Origin of the sequence: Pseudomonas sp. Irchel 3E13 (genome assembly GCF_900187455.1) — a bacterium.
Classification (GTDB): Bacteria; Pseudomonadota; Gammaproteobacteria; order Pseudomonadales; family Pseudomonadaceae; genus Aquipseudomonas.
Genome location: NZ_FYDX01000005.1, coordinates 416,337 through 436,465 on the forward strand (window position 1 = coordinate 416,337; position 20,129 = coordinate 436,465).

Annotated in this window: 14 protein-coding genes; 4 read left to right on the forward strand and 10 right to left on the reverse strand. The window is 65.8% G+C overall.

The genetic code is table 11. The features are described from left to right. Nucleotides 1–91: 91 nt before the first annotated feature. From CKW37_RS10825 to CKW37_RS10835, 3 genes are all read left to right on the forward strand, one after another. Nucleotides 92–403 (forward strand): DUF5629 family protein, encoded by a 312-nt coding sequence (locus CKW37_RS10825; RefSeq protein WP_095155682.1) that lies wholly within the window; start codon nucleotides 92–94, stop codon nucleotides 401–403. Further along, nucleotides 372–1,490 carry a lactonase family protein gene (locus tag CKW37_RS10830; RefSeq protein ID WP_256587725.1) on the forward strand — a complete coding sequence of 373 codons (1,119 nt, stop codon included), beginning with the start codon at nucleotides 372–374 and terminating at the stop codon, nucleotides 1,488–1,490. Before CKW37_RS10825 ends, CKW37_RS10830 begins: the two co-directional genes overlap by 32 nt. Nucleotides 1,491–1,611: 121 nt before the next feature. Then, nucleotides 1,612–1,791, forward strand: coding sequence for a hypothetical protein (locus CKW37_RS10835; RefSeq protein WP_095155683.1), 180 nt, complete (start codon nucleotides 1,612–1,614; stop codon nucleotides 1,789–1,791). Between the two features lie 148 nt (nucleotides 1,792–1,939). On the opposite strand, the gene CKW37_RS10840 is transcribed toward CKW37_RS10835, so the two are convergent. The 10 genes from CKW37_RS10840 to CKW37_RS10885 form a co-directional block, all read right to left on the reverse strand. Continuing rightward, nucleotides 1,940–2,527 (reverse strand): glutathione S-transferase, encoded by a 588-nt coding sequence (locus tag CKW37_RS10840; RefSeq protein WP_095155684.1) that lies wholly within the window; start codon nucleotides 2,525–2,527, stop codon nucleotides 1,940–1,942. Then, nucleotides 2,524–6,171 (reverse strand): AAA family ATPase, encoded by a 3,648-nt coding sequence (locus CKW37_RS10845; RefSeq protein WP_095155685.1) that lies wholly within the window; start codon nucleotides 6,169–6,171, stop codon nucleotides 2,524–2,526. Before CKW37_RS10845 ends, CKW37_RS10840 begins: the two co-directional genes overlap by 4 nt. Then, nucleotides 6,168–7,409: an exonuclease SbcCD subunit D C-terminal domain-containing protein gene (locus CKW37_RS10850; RefSeq protein ID WP_095155686.1), complete on the reverse strand. Its 1,242-nt coding sequence runs from the start codon at nucleotides 7,407–7,409 to the stop codon at nucleotides 6,168–6,170. Before CKW37_RS10850 ends, CKW37_RS10845 begins: the two co-directional genes overlap by 4 nt. A gap of 149 nt (nucleotides 7,410–7,558) precedes the next feature. After that, complete coding sequence (locus tag CKW37_RS10855; protein ID WP_095155687.1) at nucleotides 7,559–9,178, reverse strand: BatD family protein; 1,620 nt, start codon at nucleotides 9,176–9,178, stop codon at nucleotides 7,559–7,561. Next, the gene (locus tag CKW37_RS10860; protein WP_095155688.1) at nucleotides 9,175–10,899 is read right to left on the reverse strand and encodes a VWA domain-containing protein; all 1,725 of its coding nucleotides are present in this window, start codon (nucleotides 10,897–10,899) and stop codon (nucleotides 9,175–9,177) included. The genes CKW37_RS10855 and CKW37_RS10860 overlap by 4 nt, the downstream gene beginning before the upstream one ends. Beyond that, nucleotides 10,896–11,984 (reverse strand): VWA domain-containing protein, encoded by a 1,089-nt coding sequence (locus CKW37_RS10865; RefSeq protein WP_095155689.1) that lies wholly within the window; start codon nucleotides 11,982–11,984, stop codon nucleotides 10,896–10,898. Before CKW37_RS10865 ends, CKW37_RS10860 begins: the two co-directional genes overlap by 4 nt. Then, nucleotides 11,977–12,471 (reverse strand): DUF4381 domain-containing protein, encoded by a 495-nt coding sequence (locus tag CKW37_RS10870; RefSeq protein ID WP_095155690.1) that lies wholly within the window; start codon nucleotides 12,469–12,471, stop codon nucleotides 11,977–11,979. Before CKW37_RS10870 ends, CKW37_RS10865 begins: the two co-directional genes overlap by 8 nt. After that, entirely contained in the window at nucleotides 12,468–13,412 is a 945-nt protein-coding gene (locus CKW37_RS10875) for a DUF58 domain-containing protein (protein WP_095155691.1), read from the reverse strand. The genes CKW37_RS10870 and CKW37_RS10875 overlap by 4 nt, the downstream gene beginning before the upstream one ends. A gap of 4 nt (nucleotides 13,413–13,416) precedes the next feature. Beyond that, on the reverse strand, nucleotides 13,417–14,376 hold the full coding sequence (locus CKW37_RS10880; RefSeq protein ID WP_095155692.1) for a MoxR family ATPase: 960 nt from the start codon (nucleotides 14,374–14,376) through the stop codon (nucleotides 13,417–13,419). Nucleotides 14,377–14,537: 161 nt separating this feature from the next. Further along, on the reverse strand, nucleotides 14,538–14,888 hold the full coding sequence (locus CKW37_RS10885) for a hypothetical protein (RefSeq protein WP_095155693.1): 351 nt from the start codon (nucleotides 14,886–14,888) through the stop codon (nucleotides 14,538–14,540). Nucleotides 14,889–15,229: 341 nt separating this feature from the next. Here CKW37_RS10885 and CKW37_RS10890 point away from each other — a divergent pair, with 341 nt between their 5' ends. After that, nucleotides 15,230–20,095: an NAD-glutamate dehydrogenase gene (locus CKW37_RS10890; protein WP_095155694.1), complete on the forward strand. Its 4,866-nt coding sequence runs from the start codon at nucleotides 15,230–15,232 to the stop codon at nucleotides 20,093–20,095. Nucleotides 20,096–20,129: the final 34 nt, after the last annotated feature.

Below are 20,129 nucleotides of genomic sequence, written 5' to 3' on the forward strand. Positions count from 1 at the left end.
TGAGTGAAACCGCGGGCCAGACGCCACAACGTCTGGCCCGCGGTGCATTTGGGCTATCATTGCGCCTTTCCCCATTCATGGCAGTTGCGTAATGACCACCCTTTCCCAAGCCCTGCAAGCCTGCGACATGTTGCTGATCGACGGCCTGCATGCCTTTGACTTCACCTACGACGACAGCAGCCTGCGCATCGAGTGCATGGACGGCCGCGCACTCAAGCGCTGGACCTTCACCCCCGAGCAGATCGCCGCCGCCCGTGCCGAGGGCGAGGACTGGCTGATCATCGGTGACAGCGGCGAGCACCGCCTGGTGTGCCTGAGCGCGCTGCGGGCCTCGGAAGATGACGAGGGCGACGAAGCCGATGAGGGCGACGATGAAAGCACTGCTGAACCGGCTGATCGCTAGTGCCATGTTGCTGACCGCGACGGCCCACGGGCATGAAGTGCTGGTGGGCAGCTACACCGACGGCGCCAGCGAAGGTATCTACCGCTACCGTTTCGACGGCGCCAGCGGCCAGCTCGACGCGACGCCGCTGCAGGTGCAGCCGGCGAGCAACCCGTCATGGCTGACGCTGTCCGCCGACCGCCACCACCTGTTTGCGGTCAACGAGCAGGCGACGGGCAAGGTGTCGGCGTTCAGCCTCGATTCGGCCCATCACCTTGCGCCGCTCAATCAGGTCGGTAGCCAGGGCGGTGAGCCGACCCATTCCAGCCTCAGTCACGACGGGCGTTTTCTGTTCGTCGCCAACTACGGCGGCTCGACCCCGGAAGGCGGCAGCCTGAGTGTCCTGCCGGTCAAGGCGGACGGCCGGCTGGGCGCGGCGGTGCAGCGACTGCGTCACGCCGCCAGCCAGGTCAATCCCGAACGCCAGGCTGCGCCCCATGTTCATTCGCTGGTGTCATCGCCGGACGGCCGCTACCTGTTCGCCAGCGACCTCGGCGCGGACCGGGTCTTCAGCTACCGCTATGACGGCAATGCCGCGCAGCCGCTGAGCGCGTTCGATTCGGTGGCGCTGCCGCCCGGCAGCGGGCCGCGGCATCTGCTGTTCAGTGCAGATGGCAAGCACGCCTGGCTGACCCTGGAAATGAGCGCGCAGGTGGCGACGTTCGAGTATCACGACGGCCATCTCAGGCTGATCGACACCGCAGCGCTGACCGACAGCGATGACCCCGCGGCAAAGGCCGGCGGCGCGCTGCACGGTTCGGCGGATGGGCGTTTTCTCTATGTCAGCAACCGCGGCAGCGTCAATGAACTGCTGGTGTTTGCCATCGATCCCGATGGTGGGCGGCTGACCTTGCTGCAACGGCGTTCGGTGGAAGGCGATCATCCGCGGGAGTTCAGCCTCGACCCGGGGCAGCGCTTTGTACTGGTGGCCAACCAGAAGAGCGACACCATCGTGGTGATCCGCCGCGATACGGTCAGTGGACTGCTGGGGGAGGTGGTGCAGCGGTTCAAACAGGCGGCGCCGTCGGACCTGAAGTTCATCGACTGACTATCAATGGCATCGATATCGGTTACTGGCGCAATGAATTTTTTCTCGCGGCGGTAGCGGCGTAGTTTTGAACCACGGCCCCAGACGGCCTCTTCACACTACCGACTTCGAGAGCCTTGCCATGAATTTCAATCTTTTCCCTGTGATTGCCGCTTCAGCTATTTCCGCGTCCGTCGTCCAGGCTGCCCAGGCCCATGTCGAAATCAACCAGCGCCAATCAGCGACGCCCAGCTACACCGCCGACTACCTGCGTCAGAGTGCCAATTTCTATGCGGCGTTGGATCACAAGGTCAGTCATTGAGGTTTGTGGTGGTCTTGAGGGCCTCATCTCGCAGGTAAGTGTGGGAGCGGATGAATCCGCTCCCACAGATTGAGGTGACCGACGCTTTGCGATTGCTTGCGCGATGTGTAGATGCGTAGATACCCATGCAACGATGAGGCCCTGAACATCACCGCGCCATGACCGCCTTGAACAGCTCCGATTCCAGCCAGCCCTGCAACCACGCGCGCAAGCGCGGGTAGGGCGCCTCGGCGAACCACTGCGGTTCGACCCCGGCGAACTGGCGGATAAACGGCAGCAAGGCGGCATCCGCCAGGCTCGGGTGGCTTGCCAGCAGGTAAGCGCGCTCGCTCAAGCGCTGTTCCAGATCCGCAAGAATCACTTCCGCCTGCCGCCGATAGTGCTCCCGGGATTGCTCCGGGTAGCGCTCGGCGTATTTGTAGTGGTTCAGGTGAACCTTGAATTCGCTGTCATTGCGGACGATCAACTGTTCGATCGCCGCTGAGGGACCGTCCTTGAGCAGCCAGTCCTGCGGATCGTTCTGCGCCAAGGCCCAGCGCATGATGTCGAGGCTTTCTTCCAGTACCCGCCCGTCGACGCTGAGCACCGGCACGGTGCCTTTGGGCGACAGCGCCAGCATTTCGGCGGGCTTGGCTTTCAGGCTGACTTCCTCGACGCGCACCGCCACCCCGGCGTAGCGCAGCGCCAGTCGCGCGCGCATGGCGTAGGGGCAGCGGCGGAACGAGTAAAGGATCATCCGTCCACCTCCAGGGTGCTCAGGCCGTTGCCCTGGCGGCGGACCTGGATCTGCACGCCGATCCGCTCATGCATTTCCTGCACATGGGAAATCACCCCGACCTTGCGGCCCTGGGCCTGCAAGCCGTCGAGGGCGTCCATGGCCAGTTGCAGGGATTCCGGGTCGAGGCTGCCGAAGCCTTCGTCGATGAACAGCGATTCGATGCGCAAGGTGCTGGAGGCCATGGACGCCAGGCCCAGCGCCAGGGCCAGCGAAACCAGGAAGGTCTCGCCGCCGGACAGCGAATGCACCGAGCGCAGCTCGTCGCCCATTTCGGTGTCTTGCACCAGCAGGCCGAGCTGGCTGCCGCCGCGTTTGAGGCGGTAGCGCCGGACCAGTTGGCGCAATTGCTGGTTGGCGTGGTGCACCAGCAGGTCGAGGTTGTAGCCCTGGGCGATCTTGCGGAAGGTGTCGCCGCTGGCCGAGCCGATCAGTTCGCTCAGCCGCGCCCAGCGCTGCCATTCCCCGCGGGCCTGGGCGATGCGCTCGGCAAGCGCCTGGCTGGCCTGCTGGCGGCGCTGGTCTTCGGCCTGCTGCGCGCGAAGTTCGGCGCAGTGGTGTTCGTGCTGGTGCAGTTGCTGCTGGCTGGCCTGCAGCGCCAGTTCCAGTTCTTCCGGCTGCTGTTCGGTCAGGTTCAGCGCCTGATGCTGTTGCAGGCGCGCGTCACGCTCCTGCACCCGCACGCCGGCCTGTTCGATGGCTTTTTCCGCAGTTTGCAGGCGCTGGCGCAGGCTGGCGACCTGTTCGTCGTCCATGCCGAGCAGGGCGTCCAGGCCCTGTTCGTCCAGCTCCGGGTGCGCTTGGCGCCATTGCGCGATGGCGGCATCGAGTTGCTGTTTCTCCTGCTCCAGGTGAGCGTGCTGCTCTTCGCGGGCCTTGAGTTCGCTGGCGATGGCCGCGGCCTGGGTGCGGGCTTCCTGCAACTGCTGGTTGGCTGCGGCTTCGGCGTTGCGCGCCTGTTCCACGGCCTGTTCCAGATGACGCTGCCAGCCCTCGGCGTCGGCATGTTCGCCGATCAGCGCGGTCAGGGCTTCGCGGGCCTGTTGTTGCTGGGCCTCGCTGGCGACGAGCTGCTGTTGCAGCTTGTCCTGTTCCTGCTGACGGGCCTGTTGCTTGAGTTCAAGGGCTTCGCGCTGCTTGAGGCGCTCGTTCAGTTCCTGCTGTTCGTCTTTCTGTTGGTCGAGCAGTTGCTGGCGGGTGTTCAGTTGCTGGTCGAGGGTCAGGAAGGTTTCCGCTGGCTTGTCCCGCAGCGCGGCGAAGATATCCGCCGGCAGCAGCGGTTCGAAGTGGGCCAGTTCCTGTTGCAGGCGCTGTTCGTCGGCGTGCAGGGCGTCTTGTTGCTGGTTCAGTTGCTGGGTGGCCTGCTGACTGGCGTCGTTGGCGGCCTGAAGCTGTTGCTGCAGGCGGGCGGCGTCCTGTTGCAGGGTCAGCAGGGCGCTCTGGCGCTGTTCGTCGCGGGCGATGTCGTCGTTCAGTCGGCGCAGTTGCAGGTCGAGCCACTGGCTGCGGGAGGCGCTGTTCTGTTCCGCCAGTTGCGGGTAGAGCGGCTGGGCTTCGAGTTCCGGGGCCAGGGCCTGGAGCTGGGTGTTCAGTTGCTCCTGCTGGTGCAGGTACTCCTTGAGCTGGCCGTTGACGCCGCCGAGCTGGGAGCGCAATTCGTCCAGCTTCTGGGTGAGTTCGGTGACCGCCTTCTGGGCGTTGGCCTCTTCGCTTTCGTCGTGGCGGGCGAGGTTTTCCAGCAGCGCTTCCGGCTGATGGTAGGGGTGTTCCAGGCTGCCGCAGACCGGGCAGGGTTGCTCGTCCTGCAACTGCGTGCGCAGTTCTTCAACGCTGGCGTTGCGAGCCAGGCGCTGGCGCTCCAGCAACTGGCGGGTGAGGGTCAGCGCTTGCTGCGCGGCTTCCAGTTCCTGCTTGCCCTGCAAGCCGGCGGCGATCAGTTGCGCGCGCTCTTGCTGGGCGCCGGACTGGCGTTCGCGCAGGGCCAGCAGGCGCTGCTCGACGTCCTGCTGACGACCCCACAGCCGCGCCAGTTCCTCGAAGCCGCGTTGCAGCTTGCGGTTGTCCTGCAGCAGGGTGCCGAGCAGGCCGATCTGTTCGGCCAGGGCCTGTGGTTCGGCGCCGGCTTCCTGGAACAGCACGGCCAGTTCGGCGCGCAATTCCTCGCACTGACGGGCGCGGGTTTCGGCGGTCTGGCGCAGGGTCGGCAGTTCTTCGCGGCCCTTGCCCAGGCGGTTGGCGGTGAGCATCACCTGTTGCAACTGGCTGCGGTAGGCGTTCCAGGCGCTGCCCAGGCTTGCCAGCGCGGCGCTTTGTTCAAGCTGACCGGCAATGCTGGCGAGGGTCTGCTCGTGGCGTTGCTGGTGTTCGATCAGGCTCGCCAGTTGGCTGCGGCCTTCTTCGCACGCTTGCTGCGCTTGCAGCGTCAGGGCGCGGTCGCGGGTCAGCTCCTGCTCCAGGCGGGCGAGGTTGTGCTGGGTGTCGAAGGCCTGGCGCAGGCGCGGTGCGCTGTCGGTCTGTTCGCCGAGGGCGCGGGTGAGGGCTTCGCGGGCGCCGTTCAGGTCCTGTTCCAGTTGCTGCTGGCGATTGCCCAGTTCGGCCTGTTGCCGGCGCTGCTGTTCCAGCGCGCTGGCCAACGGCGTGAGCTGGTTGAGCAACTCCTGGCGTCGGGCGAACTGATGACGCTGCGGCGCGAGCTGTTCAAGGCGCCTCAGGTTCAGCCGTTCGCCGGCCAGTTGTTCCCACGCCTGGCGGGCGTTGCTCAAGTCGGCAGCCGCGGCGCCCTGCTGCGCCTGCAAGGCGTGCAACTCGTTGAGCCAGGTGCGTTGCTGTTCGAGCTGGCGCAGTTGCGCCTGTTCGGCCTTGAGTTGCTGTTGTGCTTCGCCGAGGCGTTCATCGAGAGCCGCGCGCTCTTCTGCGTTCATCGGCAGTACGCCGCTGGCTTCGAGTTCCAGGGCTTTATAGCTGTCGGCCGCGTCCTTGGCCTTGATAAAGGCGCGCCGCCCCAACTGGCTGTAGATCGCCGTGTTGGTGAGCTTTTCCAGCAGCTCGCTGCGCTCCTTGTCGTCGGCCTTGAGGAAGGCACTGAACTCGCTCTGCGCCAGCATCACCGCACGGGTGAACTGGGCGAAGTTGAGCCCCAGGCGGGACTCGATCAGTTGTTCGTACTCGCGCTTGCTCTGGTTGCTCAGCAGTTGCTGGCTGTCCAGGTCGTGCAGGCTCTGGCGGCTGCCTTGCAGTTTGCCGGTGGCCTTGTCACGGGCACGGTTGGTTTCCCAGCGGGCACGGTAGCGGCGGCCGTCGATGCCGACGAAGTCCACCTCGGCGAAACCGCTGCCGGTGCCGCGGCGCAGCAGGGTGCGCGGGTCGTTGGTGAGGATTTCGCCGTCGACGTCTGGGACCTTGGTTTCCCGGCCGATGTTGTCCAGCCGCGGCACCGAGCCGAACAGCGCCAGGCACAGGGCGTCGAGCAGGGTGCTCTTGCCGGCGCCGGTGGGCCCTGTGATGGCGAACAGGCCGGCGCTGGCCAGGGGGTCGGCGGTGAAGTCGATTTCGAACGGACCGGCCAGCGAGGCGAGGTTTTTCAGGCGAATGGCAAGAATCTTCATGGCTGCTCCTCCTCTTGCTGAACGTCCTGCAAAAGCAGGGCGAAGTCGGCCAGGGTCTGTTCATCGGCGGCGTTGCCATAGGCCTGTTCCCAGGCGCGGGCGAACAGGTCTTCGGGCTTGAGCTGGCCCAGTTCCACCAGACGGGTGTCGTCGTCGCCGTCGGCTCCGGCGCGACCGGCATATTCGGCGGCGATGCGGATCAAGCGCACGGCCTTGCCTTGCAGAGCGGTTTCGATCTGCTGGCGCAGGTCCGCTTGCGGCTCGTCCAGTTGCACCCGCACTTCCAGCCAGGGCTGGCGTTGCGGGTCGTCCAGCAGATCGACTGTCGGCAGTTCGTTCAGTTGCGTCAGAAGCTCCGCCAGCGGCGCCGGACCGAGCCGCTGCAAGGCCACTGCGCGGGGCACGTGACGGCTTTCGACGCTGAGCAACTTGTTGCCCTTGAACTCGATTTCGAGGATCTGGTGCGGGTATTTGATTTCCGAGAACGACAGCGGCAGCGGCGACCCGCAGTAGCGGATGCGGTCCTCGCCGTTGACCTTTTGCGGCTTGTGCAGGTGGCCGAGGGCGACGTAGCCGATCTCGGCGCCGAACAGACTGGCCGGCAGGGCTTCGGCGTTGCCGATGATCAGGCTGCGCTCGGAGTCTTCCGAAATCGATCCGCCGGCCATGTGCGCGTGGCTGATGGCGATCAGCGGCTGCTTCGGGTCGCGGCGTTCGAGGGCGGCGGCGATGAGTTTTTCATGGACCTGGCCGATGCCGCGCAGGTAGTCCTCGCCCAGGTGCGGGCCGGTGACTTCTGCTGGTCGCAGGAACGGCAGCGCCAGGCACCAGGCCAGGACCTTGCCCTTGGCGTTGGTCAGCGGCACCAGCAGACGGTCGCTGTCGAGTTGGCCTTCGTCCAGCCACTGCACCCGGCCTACCGCGTGGGTGCGCAGGCGGCGCATCAGGGCTGCGGGGAGTTCGATGCGCGAGCCGGAGTCGTGGTTACCGGCGATCATCACGATGGTCAGCCCCGGCTGTTGCTCGTGGGCCTTGACGATGAAGTCGTAGAGCCGTTCCTGCGCCTTGACCGGCGGGTTGACGGTGTCGAAGACATCGCCGGCGATCAGCAGGGCATCGGGCTCGCGCAGCTTCAGTTGGCCCAGCAGCCAGTCGAGAAAGCAGGCATGTTCGAAATCGCGCTCCTGGCCGTGCAGGGTTTGTCCCAGATGCCAGTCGGAGGTGTGAAACAGACGCATTGGTAATCCTGTGACGGGAGCCGGCTAAAAGCCGGATATGGTACCCGAATGTGGGATGGGTCCGGTGATTGGGTCAGGGTTTTGGGTGATGTTTGAAGGGCCTCATCGCCGCATAGGCGGCGCTCGATCTGGAGAGCGCTGCAGATTCCCTACTTCGGATACAACGGCGGCAACCCGCCATTCTCACCCTGCGCCGGCTGCGCCTGTTCCGCCGTGGGGATGGTGCTGATCGCGCGCCACAGTTCATCGCCCTGCCAGTACTGCCCTGCCTCGCTATAAAGCGCACTGTTCAGCCCGTCGAGGGCATCGGACAGCGGCACGAAGCGCGCCGCCATGTCCGCCAGGGTCTGCGGTTGTTGCCGGGCCCAGGCGTCGAGGGCCTGGCGGGTGGCGTGGGAGTCGTTGGCCTGGCAGGCGCGCTTGAGGTCGTCGAGCAGGGTGCGCGGGCTCGGCCCGGTCTGCGCAGCACGCAGCACCGCCGGCTGCGAACGGGCGCGCCACCACAGGGCGAAACCGGCCAACGTGGTCAGCGCCAACACCAACGTGCTCAGTTGCCACGGCCACAGCGGCTGGCCGTCGCTTGCCGGTGTCGCGCTCGGGGTTTCCGCGCTCAGCGCCGGGTTGTCCTGCACGTTGAGGCTGCGCGCGGGCAGGCTGCTGCGCTCCAGATGGTTTTCGCGGGTGTTCCACCAGACCAGTTCCAGGCTGGGCAACTCCAGTGCGCCGCTGTGGGTCGGCACCAGGGCCTCGCGTTCTTCGCGGCTGCCGATCAGGCCGCGTTCGTCGATCTGGTTGCGCAGTTGTGGCTGGTCCGGGTAGCGCCGCAGCCCCGGCACTTCGGTGCCGGGCAGGGGCGTCAATTGGGTGCTGGAGAGCCCTTCGGCCTTGATCGTGATGGTTCGGGTCAGCGAATCACCAATCTGCGTCGGCCCCTGGCTCGGGTCCGGGCTCCAGTGTTCTTCCAGGGTCAGGCTGCGCGCCGGCAACCAGGCCAGGCCCGCCGGGTAGTCGGCGGGGATCGGGCGCACCTGCAACGGCAACTCGCGCGAGCTGACCCGCACCTGGCTGTTGCCGGGGTTGCCCGGGTTGTCGCTGTCGCTGCCGGCACTGGTGGCGCTGAAGGTCAGGGTCGGCACCGTGACTTCGCCGCTGCGCTGCGGGTAGAGCGCATAGCGCATCTCGATCACGCCATGGCGGATACCGTTGATCAGTTTTTCGTAGGTGCGCGACTCGCCCAGCGGTTCGATCTTCACCCCGTCGATCTGCAACGGGCTGAGGCTGCTGTCGTCGTACAGCGACACCGAGTGGTAGATGCGCAGGGTCAGTACCGCCTGGGCCTGCACGTAGATGTCGTTCTGGTCGAGGCTGGCTTCGATGAACACCGGGGCGAGGATCGTCGCCGGGCTGTCCTGCGCGGCCTCGACCTGCAATTCGATGGCTTCGCTGTGCAACTCGCCCAGGTGCAGCGGCGGGATTTGCAGGGTGCCGGCCCGCCGTGGCATCAGCGTGACCACCCAGCGGGTGGTGGCCTCGTTCTGCCCGTCGAGGGTGTTGAGGCTGTTGAGCTGGCGGGTGCCGCGGACTTCGAAGTCGGCCTGCAGGGGCGTCAGGTCCGGCTTGCCGAATTGGGTCACGTCCTGGATTTCCAGGGTCAGTTCCAGGGTCTCGGCGGTGCTCAGCCGGGCGCGGTCGACGCTGGCATGGAGCTCCGCGGCCTGAACCAGCGGGCCGAAAAGAAGGCAGAACACGAAGGCGCAGACGCGGCTCATCGATGGGTTTCCTGATGTTGTTGCTGTTCGTACCAGAATTTGCGCCGCAGCAGTTGCGCCGGGTTGTCCGGGATCTGCCGCAGCCATTGTTCCAGCGCCTGGCGCTGTTCGACGTCGAGGTTGCTGCCGGTGGGGCGCTGCGGCGGCTGGGTCACGGATTCGTCGTCATCGCCGCTGCTGTTCTGCTGAGTCTGGCTTTCGCCGGGCTCCTGGTGTTCTTCCGGTTCGTCGCCGGGTTGTCCGGTTTCGCTCTGGTTGCTGTTTTGCTGGCTGTTCTCGTTGCTGTCGCCGGGCATCTGCTGGCCGGACTGTTGCGTGTCTTCCGGCTCGGGTTCCTTTTGCTCCGGTGGCTGTTCCTGCTGGCGTTGTTGCAGCAGTTGTTCCACCAGGGCCTTGTTGGTCAGCGCCGGTTGCAGATCGGGCTGACGCTCCAGCGCTTCTTCGTAGGCATCCACCGCGGCTTCCAGCTCGCCGCCGCGGGCCAGGGCGTTGCCACGGTTGTAGTGGCCGCTGGCGCTGTCGTCGAGGGCGAACTGGCGGGCGGCGCCGGCGTAGTCACCGGCTTCGTAGAGGGCCCAGCCTTTCCATTGCGGGTCTTTGAAGTGCTTCGCGGCCTCGGCCGGGCGCTTTTTTTCCAGCAGGTACTGGCCCTGCTGATCGGGGCGGCGCCACAGCTCACTGAATTCGAAGGCGTGGGCCGGTTGCGGCAGGCAGAGCAACAGCGGCAGGCAGAACAGCCAGCCGCGCCGCCCGGCGCAGGCGGCCAGCAGCAACAGCGGCAGCAATAGCCAGTAACCCTGATCCGCCCAGTTGTCGAGCTGCACCGTCTGGCCATTGCTGCTCAGGGCCCGTGGCTTGTCGAACAGGCCCAGGCCGCGCAGGTCGAGGTCATCGATTCGCGCATGCCGGTAGCGACCACCGAGGTCGTTGATGAAGGGCTTGAGGCTGGCGCTGTCCAGTCGCGGCAGGAGGATCGCACCGTCGGCGTCCTTGATGAATTCGCCGCTGGCCTGTTTCACCGGTGCGCCTTCGGCGCTGCCTACGCCCAGCATCAGCAGGGCCGGGCCGTTGCGCCCGAGCGCCTGGGCGATGCCCTGGCGTTCTTCTTCACTGAGGGACGAGGCGATCAGCAGCACCCGGCCCTGGCCGAGGGCGCCCTGGGCCAGCAGTGCCAGGCCCTTGCGCAGCGCCAGGTCGGCGCGTTGTCCGGGTTGCGGCATGATGCCCGGTTCCAGCGCTTCGAGCAGGTTGCGGCTGGTGCCCAGGTCATCCGACAGCGGCACCAGCGTGTGCGCGCTACCGGCATAGACGACGATGGCGGTCTGGCTGTCGCTGCGGTGTTTCAGCAGGTCGAGGACTTTCCGCCGCGCCTGTTCAAGGCGTGAGGGTGGGCTGTCTTCGGCGAGCATCGACGGGGTCAGTTCCAGCAGGATCACCAGCGGGTCGGCGGGGCGCTGGCGGGTTTCTTCCAGGCGCTGCCAACTCGGCCCGAGCAGGGCCAGCACGCCCAGCAACCAGGCCAGGCCGAGGGCGATCCACGGCAGTTTGCTGTCGTGGCCGCTGCCGCCGCCGAGCAGTACGCCGTGGAAGGCCGGCGGCAGGATCATCTGCCAGCGGCCGGCGCGTTTCTGCCGGTGCCAGAGTTTCCACAGCAGCCAGCCGAGCACGGGCAATAACAGCAGCCAGAGTGGGCGTAGCCAGTAGGGCCAGAGGTCGATCATCGGCGCCTCCGCAGGCGCAGGCGTTTCAGCCGTTCGCGCCATTCCGGGTGCGGCTGGAGAAAGTCCGGACGACGTAACAGGCGTTGCAGCAGCTTTTGCACCAGATGGTCGGGCCAGCGTTCGCGCAGCACCAACGCCAGGCTGAGCAGCAACGCCGCCGCCAGTGGCCAGGCATACAGCGCTTCGGCGGTCCGCGCCTGGGTTGGTTGTTGTTCCACCGGTTCCAGCAGGTCGAGGGTTTCGCCGATGGTCTTGAGTTCGGCGCCATCGCGGGCGCGGAAGTATTCGCCATGGGTGATCTGGGCGATTTCCCGCAGCGAGGCTTCGTCCAGGTCCAGGCTAGGGTTGAGCCCCAGTTGGCCAGCGGTGCCGTTTTCTTCGGCGCTGGCGCCGATGCCGATGGTGTAGATGCGGATGCTTTCCTGGGCCGCCAGCCGCGCCGCGGTCAGCGGGTGGATCTGCCCGCCGTTGTTGGCGCCGTCGGTGACCAGGATCAGCACGCGGCTGTCGGTCGGGCGCATCCGCAGGCGTTTCACGGCCAGGCCGATGGCGTCGCCGAGGGCGGTGTTCTTGCCGGCGATGCCGATCTGCGCCTCGTCGAGGAAGCTGCGCACGGTACGTCGGTCGAACGTCAGCGGCGCCTGCAGGTAGGCCTGGCTGCCGAACAGGATCAGCCCGACGCGGTCGCCTTCGCGGTGTTCGAGAAAGTCACCGAGCAGTTGTTTGACCAGCACCAGGCGGCTGACGTCTTCGCCTTCCCAGCTCATGTCGGGGAAGTCCATGGAGCCAGAGACATCCACCGCCACCAGCAAATCGCGCCCGCTGGCGGCCACCGGCAGCGGTTCGCCCAGCCATTGCGGGCGGGCGGCGGCCAGCAACAGCAGCAGCCAGATCAGCACGAACGGCGCCTGCTGACGCCAGGTCGGCAGGTTCAGCCGCGCGCGGCGACCGGCCAGGCCTTCCAGCTCGTCGAGGAAGCTGACTTTGAGCACCGGCTCGCCGCTGTCCGCGGCCGGCAGCACCAGGCGTGCCAGCCAGGGCAGCGGGAGCAGGGCGAAGACCCAGGGCCAGGCCAGTTCAAACATGCTTGCGAATCCAGGTTTCGACGGACTGGTTGAGTCCGGCGATGGCTTTGTCGTCCAGCCGGCATTCGGGCTTGTAGGCGCCTTCCACCAGCACCATCCAGCGCGTCAGCCCGGCGGCCGGGCAACGGTTGTCGAGAAATGCCAGCCACTGCCGGCCATTGAGGGTGTGGCTGTGGCTTTCCGGGTAGTGGTTGCGGCACAGGCGCTTGAGCAGCGCGTTGATCTGCTGCAGCCAGGCGCCGGCCGGCGCGCCGTCGTAGGGTTTGGGCAGCTGCGCCAGTTCGGCCAGGGCGGCGACGCGGATCGGGTCCAGCGGTTGCTCGGCGCGTGGCAACGGCGCTTTGCGCGGTCGCCAGTGGCGCAGCCGCCAGAGGCCCCAGCCCAGCAACGGCAGGATCAGCAGCAGCGCCCACCAGCCGGGGGCGGGGGGCCAGGCGCTGATCGGCTCGGGGGCGATCAGCGGTTGCAGTTGCGCCAGAGGGTTCATCGCGGCTTGCCGGCGCGTTGGGGGTCGAGGTATTCGCGCAATTGCTCGATCATTTCGCTCTGGGTGCTCAAGGGCATCAACACCACCCGCAGTTTCTGCGCGAGCAGTTCCCAGCGCGCGATCCGCGCTTCGCTCAGTTGACGGTAGCTCTGGCGCAGGTTGGCATCGAGGGTGTCCAACTCCAGTTGCGCGCCGCGCTGGGCGAAGCGCAGCAGGCCGGCGGCGGGCAGGGCGTGGTCGAGCGGGTCGGAGAGCGGCAGCAGGAGCAGGTCGCAATGCCGCGACAGCAGGCCCAGTTGCTGTTCGACGCTGGGGTTCAGCGCCCGCTCGTCGCAAATGATGATGGCCAGGCTGCCGGGACGCAGCACCTCGCGGGCGCGGCGCAGCGCGGTGCCGAGGTTGTCGCCCTGGGTCACGGCTTCGGTGTGCAGCGACTGATTGACCCGGGCCAGGCGGTTGAGCAGTTGCAGCAGGCTCTGCTTGCTGCGTCGCGGTTTGATTTCGTAGTGCTCGTTGTCGCCGAACACCAGGCCGCCGATCCGGTCGTTGTGGCCCAGCGCGGCCCAGCCGAACAGCGCCGCAGCCTGGGCGGCGAGCACCGACTTGAACATCAGGCCCGAGCTGAAGAACAGCCGCCGGCTTTGTTCGACGAGGATGAAGATCGGCCGCTCGCGCTCTTCGTGGAACAGCTTGGTGTGCGGCTCCTGGGTGCGGGCGGTGACGCGCCAGTCGATGTTGCGCACGTCGTCGCCGGCCTGGTAGACCCGCACCTGGTCGAAGTCCACACCGCGCCCGCGCAGGCGCGAGTGGTGCAGGCCGACCAGCGGACTGCGCTGGCCGGGGGCGGAGAACAGGCGCACTTCACGCACCCGGTGACGCATCTCGATCAGCTCGGCGAGGCTGATGCGGATGCCGGGCGCGTTCAACAGTTGGCTGGGCATGGGGTCAGGCGACAGCGACGACGTCGAGGACGCGCTGGATCACCCGGTCCTGGTCGATACCGGCGGCCTCGGCTTCGAAAGAAAGAATGACGCGGTGACGCAGCACGTCGAACAGCACCGCCTGGATATCTTCCGGGCTGACGAAGTCGCGCCCGGCCAGCCAGGCGTGGGCCCGGGCGCAGCGGTCAAGGGCGATCGAGCCGCGCGGGCTGGCGCCGTAGGCGATCCAGTCACCCAGCTCGGCGTCGTACTTGGCGCCGTTGCGGGTGGCCATGACCAGTTGCACCAGGTACTCCTCCACCGCGTCGGCCATGTACAGGCCGAGGATTTCCTTGCGGGCGGCGAAGATCGCCTGCTGGGTGACCCGGCGTTCCGGCTTGGTTTCGCCGTTGAGGGCTTCGCCGCGGGCTTGCGACAGAATGCGTCGCTCCACCGAGGCGTCCGGGAAGCCGATCTTCACGTGCATCAGGAAACGGTCGAGCTGGGCTTCGGGCAGCGGGTAGGTGCCTTCCTGCTCGATCGGGTTTTGCGTAGCCATCACCAGGAACAGCGGCGACAGCTCGTAGGTGCTGCGGCCGACGCTGACCTGGCGCTCGGCCATGGCTTCGAGCAGCGCCGATTGCACCTTGGCCGGGGCCCGGTTGATTTCGTCGGCGAGCACCAGGTTGTGGAAGATCGGCCCCTGCTGGAACACGAAGCTGCCGGTCTCCGGCCGATAGATTTCGGTGCCGGTGATGTCGGCGGGGAGCAGGTCGGGGGTGAACTGGATGCGATGGAACTGCGCCTCGATCCCGTCGGCCAGTTGCTTGATGGCCTTGGTCTTGGCAAGGCCCGGTGCGCCTTCGACCAGCATGTGGCCGTCGGCCAGGAGCACGATCAGCAGGCGTTCAACCAGTTTTTCCTGGCCAAGGATCTGGGTTGAAAGAAAGGTGCGCAGCGCGACCAGCGCTTCACGGTGTTCCATCGTCGACGGTTCCTGGAATGACGCGCGGGGCCGGCGAACGGCCCCGGGCAGGGGTTGATACTTTAATCCATCCGTGGGGTCGCCGACTAACGGTGCCGGGGGAAATTCTTCGGGGGCAGATCGCGGCAAGGGGCCGGGCGCGCTGCCCGGCCCTGTTGCACTCAGCGCTCGCTGACGAAGGTGCCGGTGCCGTCGAGGATCACGCGCAGGGCCTGTTCGATTTCATCCGCGTCGATGCTGGCGCTCTCCAGGCGGATTTCCAGCACATCGTCTTCGAACAGGTCGGTAGACCCGGCCGCCAGCTCGACCAGCAGGCGGGTGTCGCTGAGTGTCACCTTCAGGTCGCGGACGGTGGCGCCTTCTTCGTCGAGCATGAGGTCCACTCTGTCTTCGTGCGGGTAGCGGCTGATGATGAACAACTGGTTCTTGTCGCTTTGGCAGCCGACGGTGGCCAGGTTGTCTTCTTCATCATCGCAAGGGTTGGCGAAGGCCAGTTGGGCGGTCAGTTGCATGGGCGGCTCGATAAAGGAATTGAAACGCGAGTGTGCCAGTGTTCGCCCACGGGATAAATCTTCCGTTGCTCCTCGTTGTCCGAATATGTCGCAGCGCCGCAAGCAGGGCCGGGTGGGCTGTCGTTAAGCTGCGTTGTCGATGGACACCCGTAAAGACGCAGCCGGCTTCAGTGGCAGTGGTTTTTGCAGATGTCCATCCCGGTGTGACCAGTCGGTCATCCCGGCACCCGCTCTTTCGGATTTCCTCTGCGCTTTGCCCGTCATTGGCTATGGTTGATGCGGGATAAAGCGGACACGCGCGACGCTTCACCCAATAACAAAGCCCAAGCGGAGTACCACAGATGGCGTTCTTCACCGCAGCCAGCAAAGCCGACTTCCAGCATCAACTGAAAGCGGCCCTGGCCCAGCACATCAGCGAGCAGGCACTGCCACAAGTGGCGCTGTTCGCCGAGCAGTTCTTCGGCATCATCTCTCTGGACGAACTGACCCAGCGGCGCCTGTCCGACCTGGTCGGTTGCACCCTCTCTGCCTGGCGCATGATCGAGCGCTTCGATCACAGCCAACCTCAGGTCAACGTCTACAACCCCGATTACGAGCGTCATGGCTGGCAGTCGACCCACACCGCCGTGGAAGTTCTGCACCATGACCTGCCGTTCCTGGTCGACTCGGTGCGTACCGAGCTGAATCGTCGCGGCTACAGCATCCACACCCTGCAGACTACGGTGCTGAGCACGCGTCGCGGGGTCAAGGGCGAACTGCTGGAAATCCTGCCCAAGGGCACCCACGGCGAGGACGTGCTGCAAGAGTCGCTGATGTACCTGGAGATCGACCGCTGCGCCAACAACACCGAACTCGGCGTGCTGACCCATGAGTTGACCCAGGTGCTGGCCGAAGTGCGCGTCGCCGTGGCCGACTTCGAGCCGATGAAGGCCAAGGTCCGCGACTTGCTGGCGCTGGTGGAGCAGACCCCGTATGCCCCGGCGCAAACCGAGAAATCCGAGATCCAGAGCTTCCTGGAATGGCTGGTGGGCAACCACTTCACCTTCCTCGGCTATGAAGAATTCGTGGTCAACGGCGATGCCCAGGGCGGCCAGCTGGTCTACGACGAGCAGTCGTTCCTCGGCCTGACCCGCCTGCTGCGCGCCGGCCTGACCACCGAAGACCTGCGTATCGAAGACTACGCGGTCAACTACCTGAACGAACCGCTGCTGCTGTCCTTCGCCAAGGCCGCTCACCCGAGCCGCGTGCACCGTCCGGCTTACCCGGATTACGTGTCGATCCGCCAGCTCGACGCCGACGGCAAGGTCATCAAGGAATGCCGCTTCATGGGTCTGTACACCTCGTCGGTGTACGGCGAGAGCGTGCACCAGATCCCGTACATTCGCGGCAAGGTCGCCGAAGTCGAGCGCCGTTCGGGCTTCGACGCCAAGGCGCACCTGGGCAAGGAACTGGCCCAGGTCCTCGAAGTGCTGCCGCGCGACGACCTGTTCCAGACCCCGGTGGACGAGCTGTTCAGCACCGTCATGTCCATCGTGCAGATCCAGGAGCGCAACAAGATCCGCGTGTTCCTGCGCAAAGACCCGTACGGTCGCTTCTGCTACTGCCTGGCCTACGTTCCGCGTGACATCTACTCCACCGAAGTGCGGCAGAAGATCCAGCAGGTCCTGATGGAGCGCCTGAAGGCCAGCGACTGCGAGTTCTGGACCTTCTTCTCCGAATCGGTGCTGGCGCGGGTGCAACTGATCCTGCGGGTCGATCCGAAGAACCGCATCGATATCGACGCCAAACAACTGGAAAACGAAGTGATCCAGGCCTGCCGTTCGTGGCAGGACGACTACGCCGCGCTGACCGTCGAGAACTTCGGCGAAGCCCAGGGCACCAACGTCCTGGCGGACTTCCCGAAAGGCTTCCCGGCCGGCTACCGCGAGCGTTTCGCCGCGCACTCGGCGGTGGTGGACATGCAGCACCTGCTCAACCTGTCCGAGGGCAAGCCGCTGGTGATGAGCTTCTACCAGCCGCTGACCCAGACCGGTAAACAGCTGCTGCACTGCAAGCTGTACCACGCCGATACCCCGCTGGCCCTGTCGGACGTGCTGCCGATCCTGGAAAACCTCGGCCTGCGCGTGCTGGGCGAGTTCCCGTATCGCCTGCGCCACAGCAATGGCCGCGAGTTCTGGATTCATGACTTCGCCTTCACCACCGCCGAGGGCGTCGAGCTGGATATCCAGCAACTCAACGACACCCTGCAGGACGCCTTCGTCCACATCGTCAACGGCGATGCGGAAAACGACGCCTTCAACCGCCTGGTGCTGACCGCCGGCCTGCCGTGGCGCGACGTGGCGCTGCTGCGCGCCTACGCCCGCTACCTCAAGCAGATCCGTCTGGGCTTCGACCTCGGCTACATCGCCAGCACCCTGAACAACCACACCGACATCGCCCGCGAGCTGACCCGCCTGTTCAAGACCCGCTTCTACCTGGCGCGCAAGCTCACCAGCGAAGACCTCGATGACAAGCAGCAGCGTCTGGAACAGGCGATTCTCACGGCACTGGACGACGTCCAGGTGCTCAACGAAGACCGCATCCTGCGGCGCTACCTGGACCTGATCAAGGCGACCCTGCGCACCAACTTCTATCAGCCGGATGCCAACGGTCAGAACAAGTCCTACTTCAGCTTCAAGTTCAACCCCAAGCTCATCCCCGAACTGCCAAAACCGGTGCCGCGCTTCGAGATCTTCGTCTACTCGCCGCGGGTTGAAGGCGTGCACCTGCGCTTCGGCAACGTGGCGCGGGGCGGCCTGCGCTGGTCGGACCGCGAGGAAGACTACCGCACCGAAGTGCTGGGCCTGGTAAAAGCCCAGCAGGTGAAGAACTCGGTGATCGTGCCGGTGGGCGCCAAGGGCGGCTTCCTGCCGCGTCGCCTGCCGCTGGGCGGCAGCCGTGATGACATCGCCGCCGAAGGTATCGCCTGCTACCGCATCTTCATCTCCGGTCTGCTGGACATCACCGACAACCTCAAGGACGGCGGCGTGGTGCCACCGGCCAACGTGGTGCGGCATGACGAAGACGATCCGTACCTGGTGGTGGCTGCCGACAAAGGCACCGCGACCTTCTCCGACATCGCCAACGGCATCGCCATCGACTACGGCTTCTGGCTCGGCGACGCCTTCGCCTCGGGCGGCTCGGCCGGCTACGACCACAAGAAAATGGGCATCACCGCCCGTGGCGCCTGGGTCGGCGTGCAGCGCCACTTCCGCGAACGCGGCATCAACGTGCAAAAAGACAGCATCACCGTGGTCGGCGTCGGCGACATGGCCGGCGACGTGTTCGGCAACGGCTTGCTGATGTCCGAGACCCTGCAACTGGTGGCGGCCTTCAACCACCTGCACATCTTTATCGACCCTAATCCGGACCCGGCCACCAGCTTCGCCGAGCGCAAGCGCCTGTTCGACCTGCCGCGTTCGGCCTGGAGCGACTACGACACCAGCATCATGTCCGAGGGTGGCGGCATCTTCACGCGCAGCGCGAAGAGCATCGCCATCACCCCGCAGATGAAGGAACGCTTCGCCATCGAAGCCGACAAGCTGACCCCGACCGAGCTGCTCAACGCACTGCTCAAAGCGCCGGTGGACCTGCTGTGGAACGGCGGTATCGGCACTTACGTCAAGTCCAGCAGCGAAAGCCACGCCGATGTCGGCGACAAGGCCAACGACGCGCTGCGGGTCAACGGTAACGAGCTGCGCTGCAAGGTAGTGGGCGAGGGCGGCAACCTGGGCATGACCCAGCTTGGCCGGGTCGAGTTCGGCCTGAATGGCGGCGCCACCAACACCGACTTCATCGACAACGCCGGTGGCGTGGACTGCTCCGACCACGAGGTCAACATCAAGATCCTGCTCAACGAAGTGGTGCAGGCCGGCGACATGACCGAGAAACAGCGCAACCAGTTGCTCGGCAGCATGACCGACGAAGTGGCCGCGCTGGTGCTGGGCAACAACTACAAACAGACCCAGGCCCTGTCCCTGGCCGCGCGCCGGGCAAGAGAGCGCATTGCCGAGTACAAACGCCTGATGGCCGACCTGGAAAGCCGCGGCAAGCTGGACCGGGCGATCGAGTTCCTGCCGTCGGAAGAGCAACTGGCCGAACGCCTGGCGGCCAACCAGGGCCTGAGCCGTGCCGAACTGTCGGTGCTGATCTCCTACAGCAAGATCGACCTCAAGGAAGCCCTGCTCAAGTCGCTGGTGCCGGATGACGACTACCTGACCCGCGACATGGAGACCGCATTCCCGCCGTCGCTGGTGCACAAGTTCGCCGACGCCATGCGCCGCCACCGCCTGAAGCGCGAGATCGTCAGCACCCAGATCGCCAACGACCTGGTCAACAACATGGGCATCACCTTCGTCCAGCGCCTGAAAGAGTCCACCGGCATGAGCCCGGCGAACGTGGCTGGGGCATATGTGATCGTGCGTGACATCTTCCACCTGCCGCACTGGTTCCGTCAGATCGAAGCGCTGGATTACCAGGTGCCGGCGGAAGTCCAGCTGACCCTGATGGACGAACTGATGCGCCTGGGCCGCCGCGCGACCCGCTGGTTCCTGCGCAGCCGCCGCAACGAGCAGGACGCCGGGCGTGACGTCGCGCACTTCGGTCCACAGATCGCCGCGCTGGGCCTGAAACTCGACGAACTGCTCGAAGGCCCGACCCGCGACCGCTGGCAGACCCGCTACCAGAGCTTTGTCGAAGCCGGCGTGCCGGAATTGCTGGCCCGCATGGTCGCAGGCACCACGCACCTGTACACCTTGCTGCCGATCATCGAGGCGTCCGACGTCACCGGCCACGACCCGGCACAGGTGGCCAAGGCGTTCTTCGCCGTGGGCAGTGCGTTGGAGCTGACCTGGTACCTGCAGGAAATCAGCAACCTGCCGGTGGAAAACAACTGGCAGGCCCTGGCCCGCGAAGCGTTCCGCGACGATATCGACCTGCAACAGCGCGCGATCACTATTTCCGTGCTGCAAATGGCCGATGCCCCGGACGACATGGACGCCCGCGTGGCGCTGTGGATGGAGCAGCACCGGGTGATGGTCGAGCGCTGGCGCGCCATGCTCGACGACCTGCGCGCCGCGACCGGCACCGATTACGCCATGTACGCGGTCGCCAACCGCGAGTTGGTGGACCTGGCGTTGAGCGGGCAGGCGACGGTATTGCCTTCCTGAGGTGTGAGCTGAAATGAAAAAGCCCCGGCAGTGA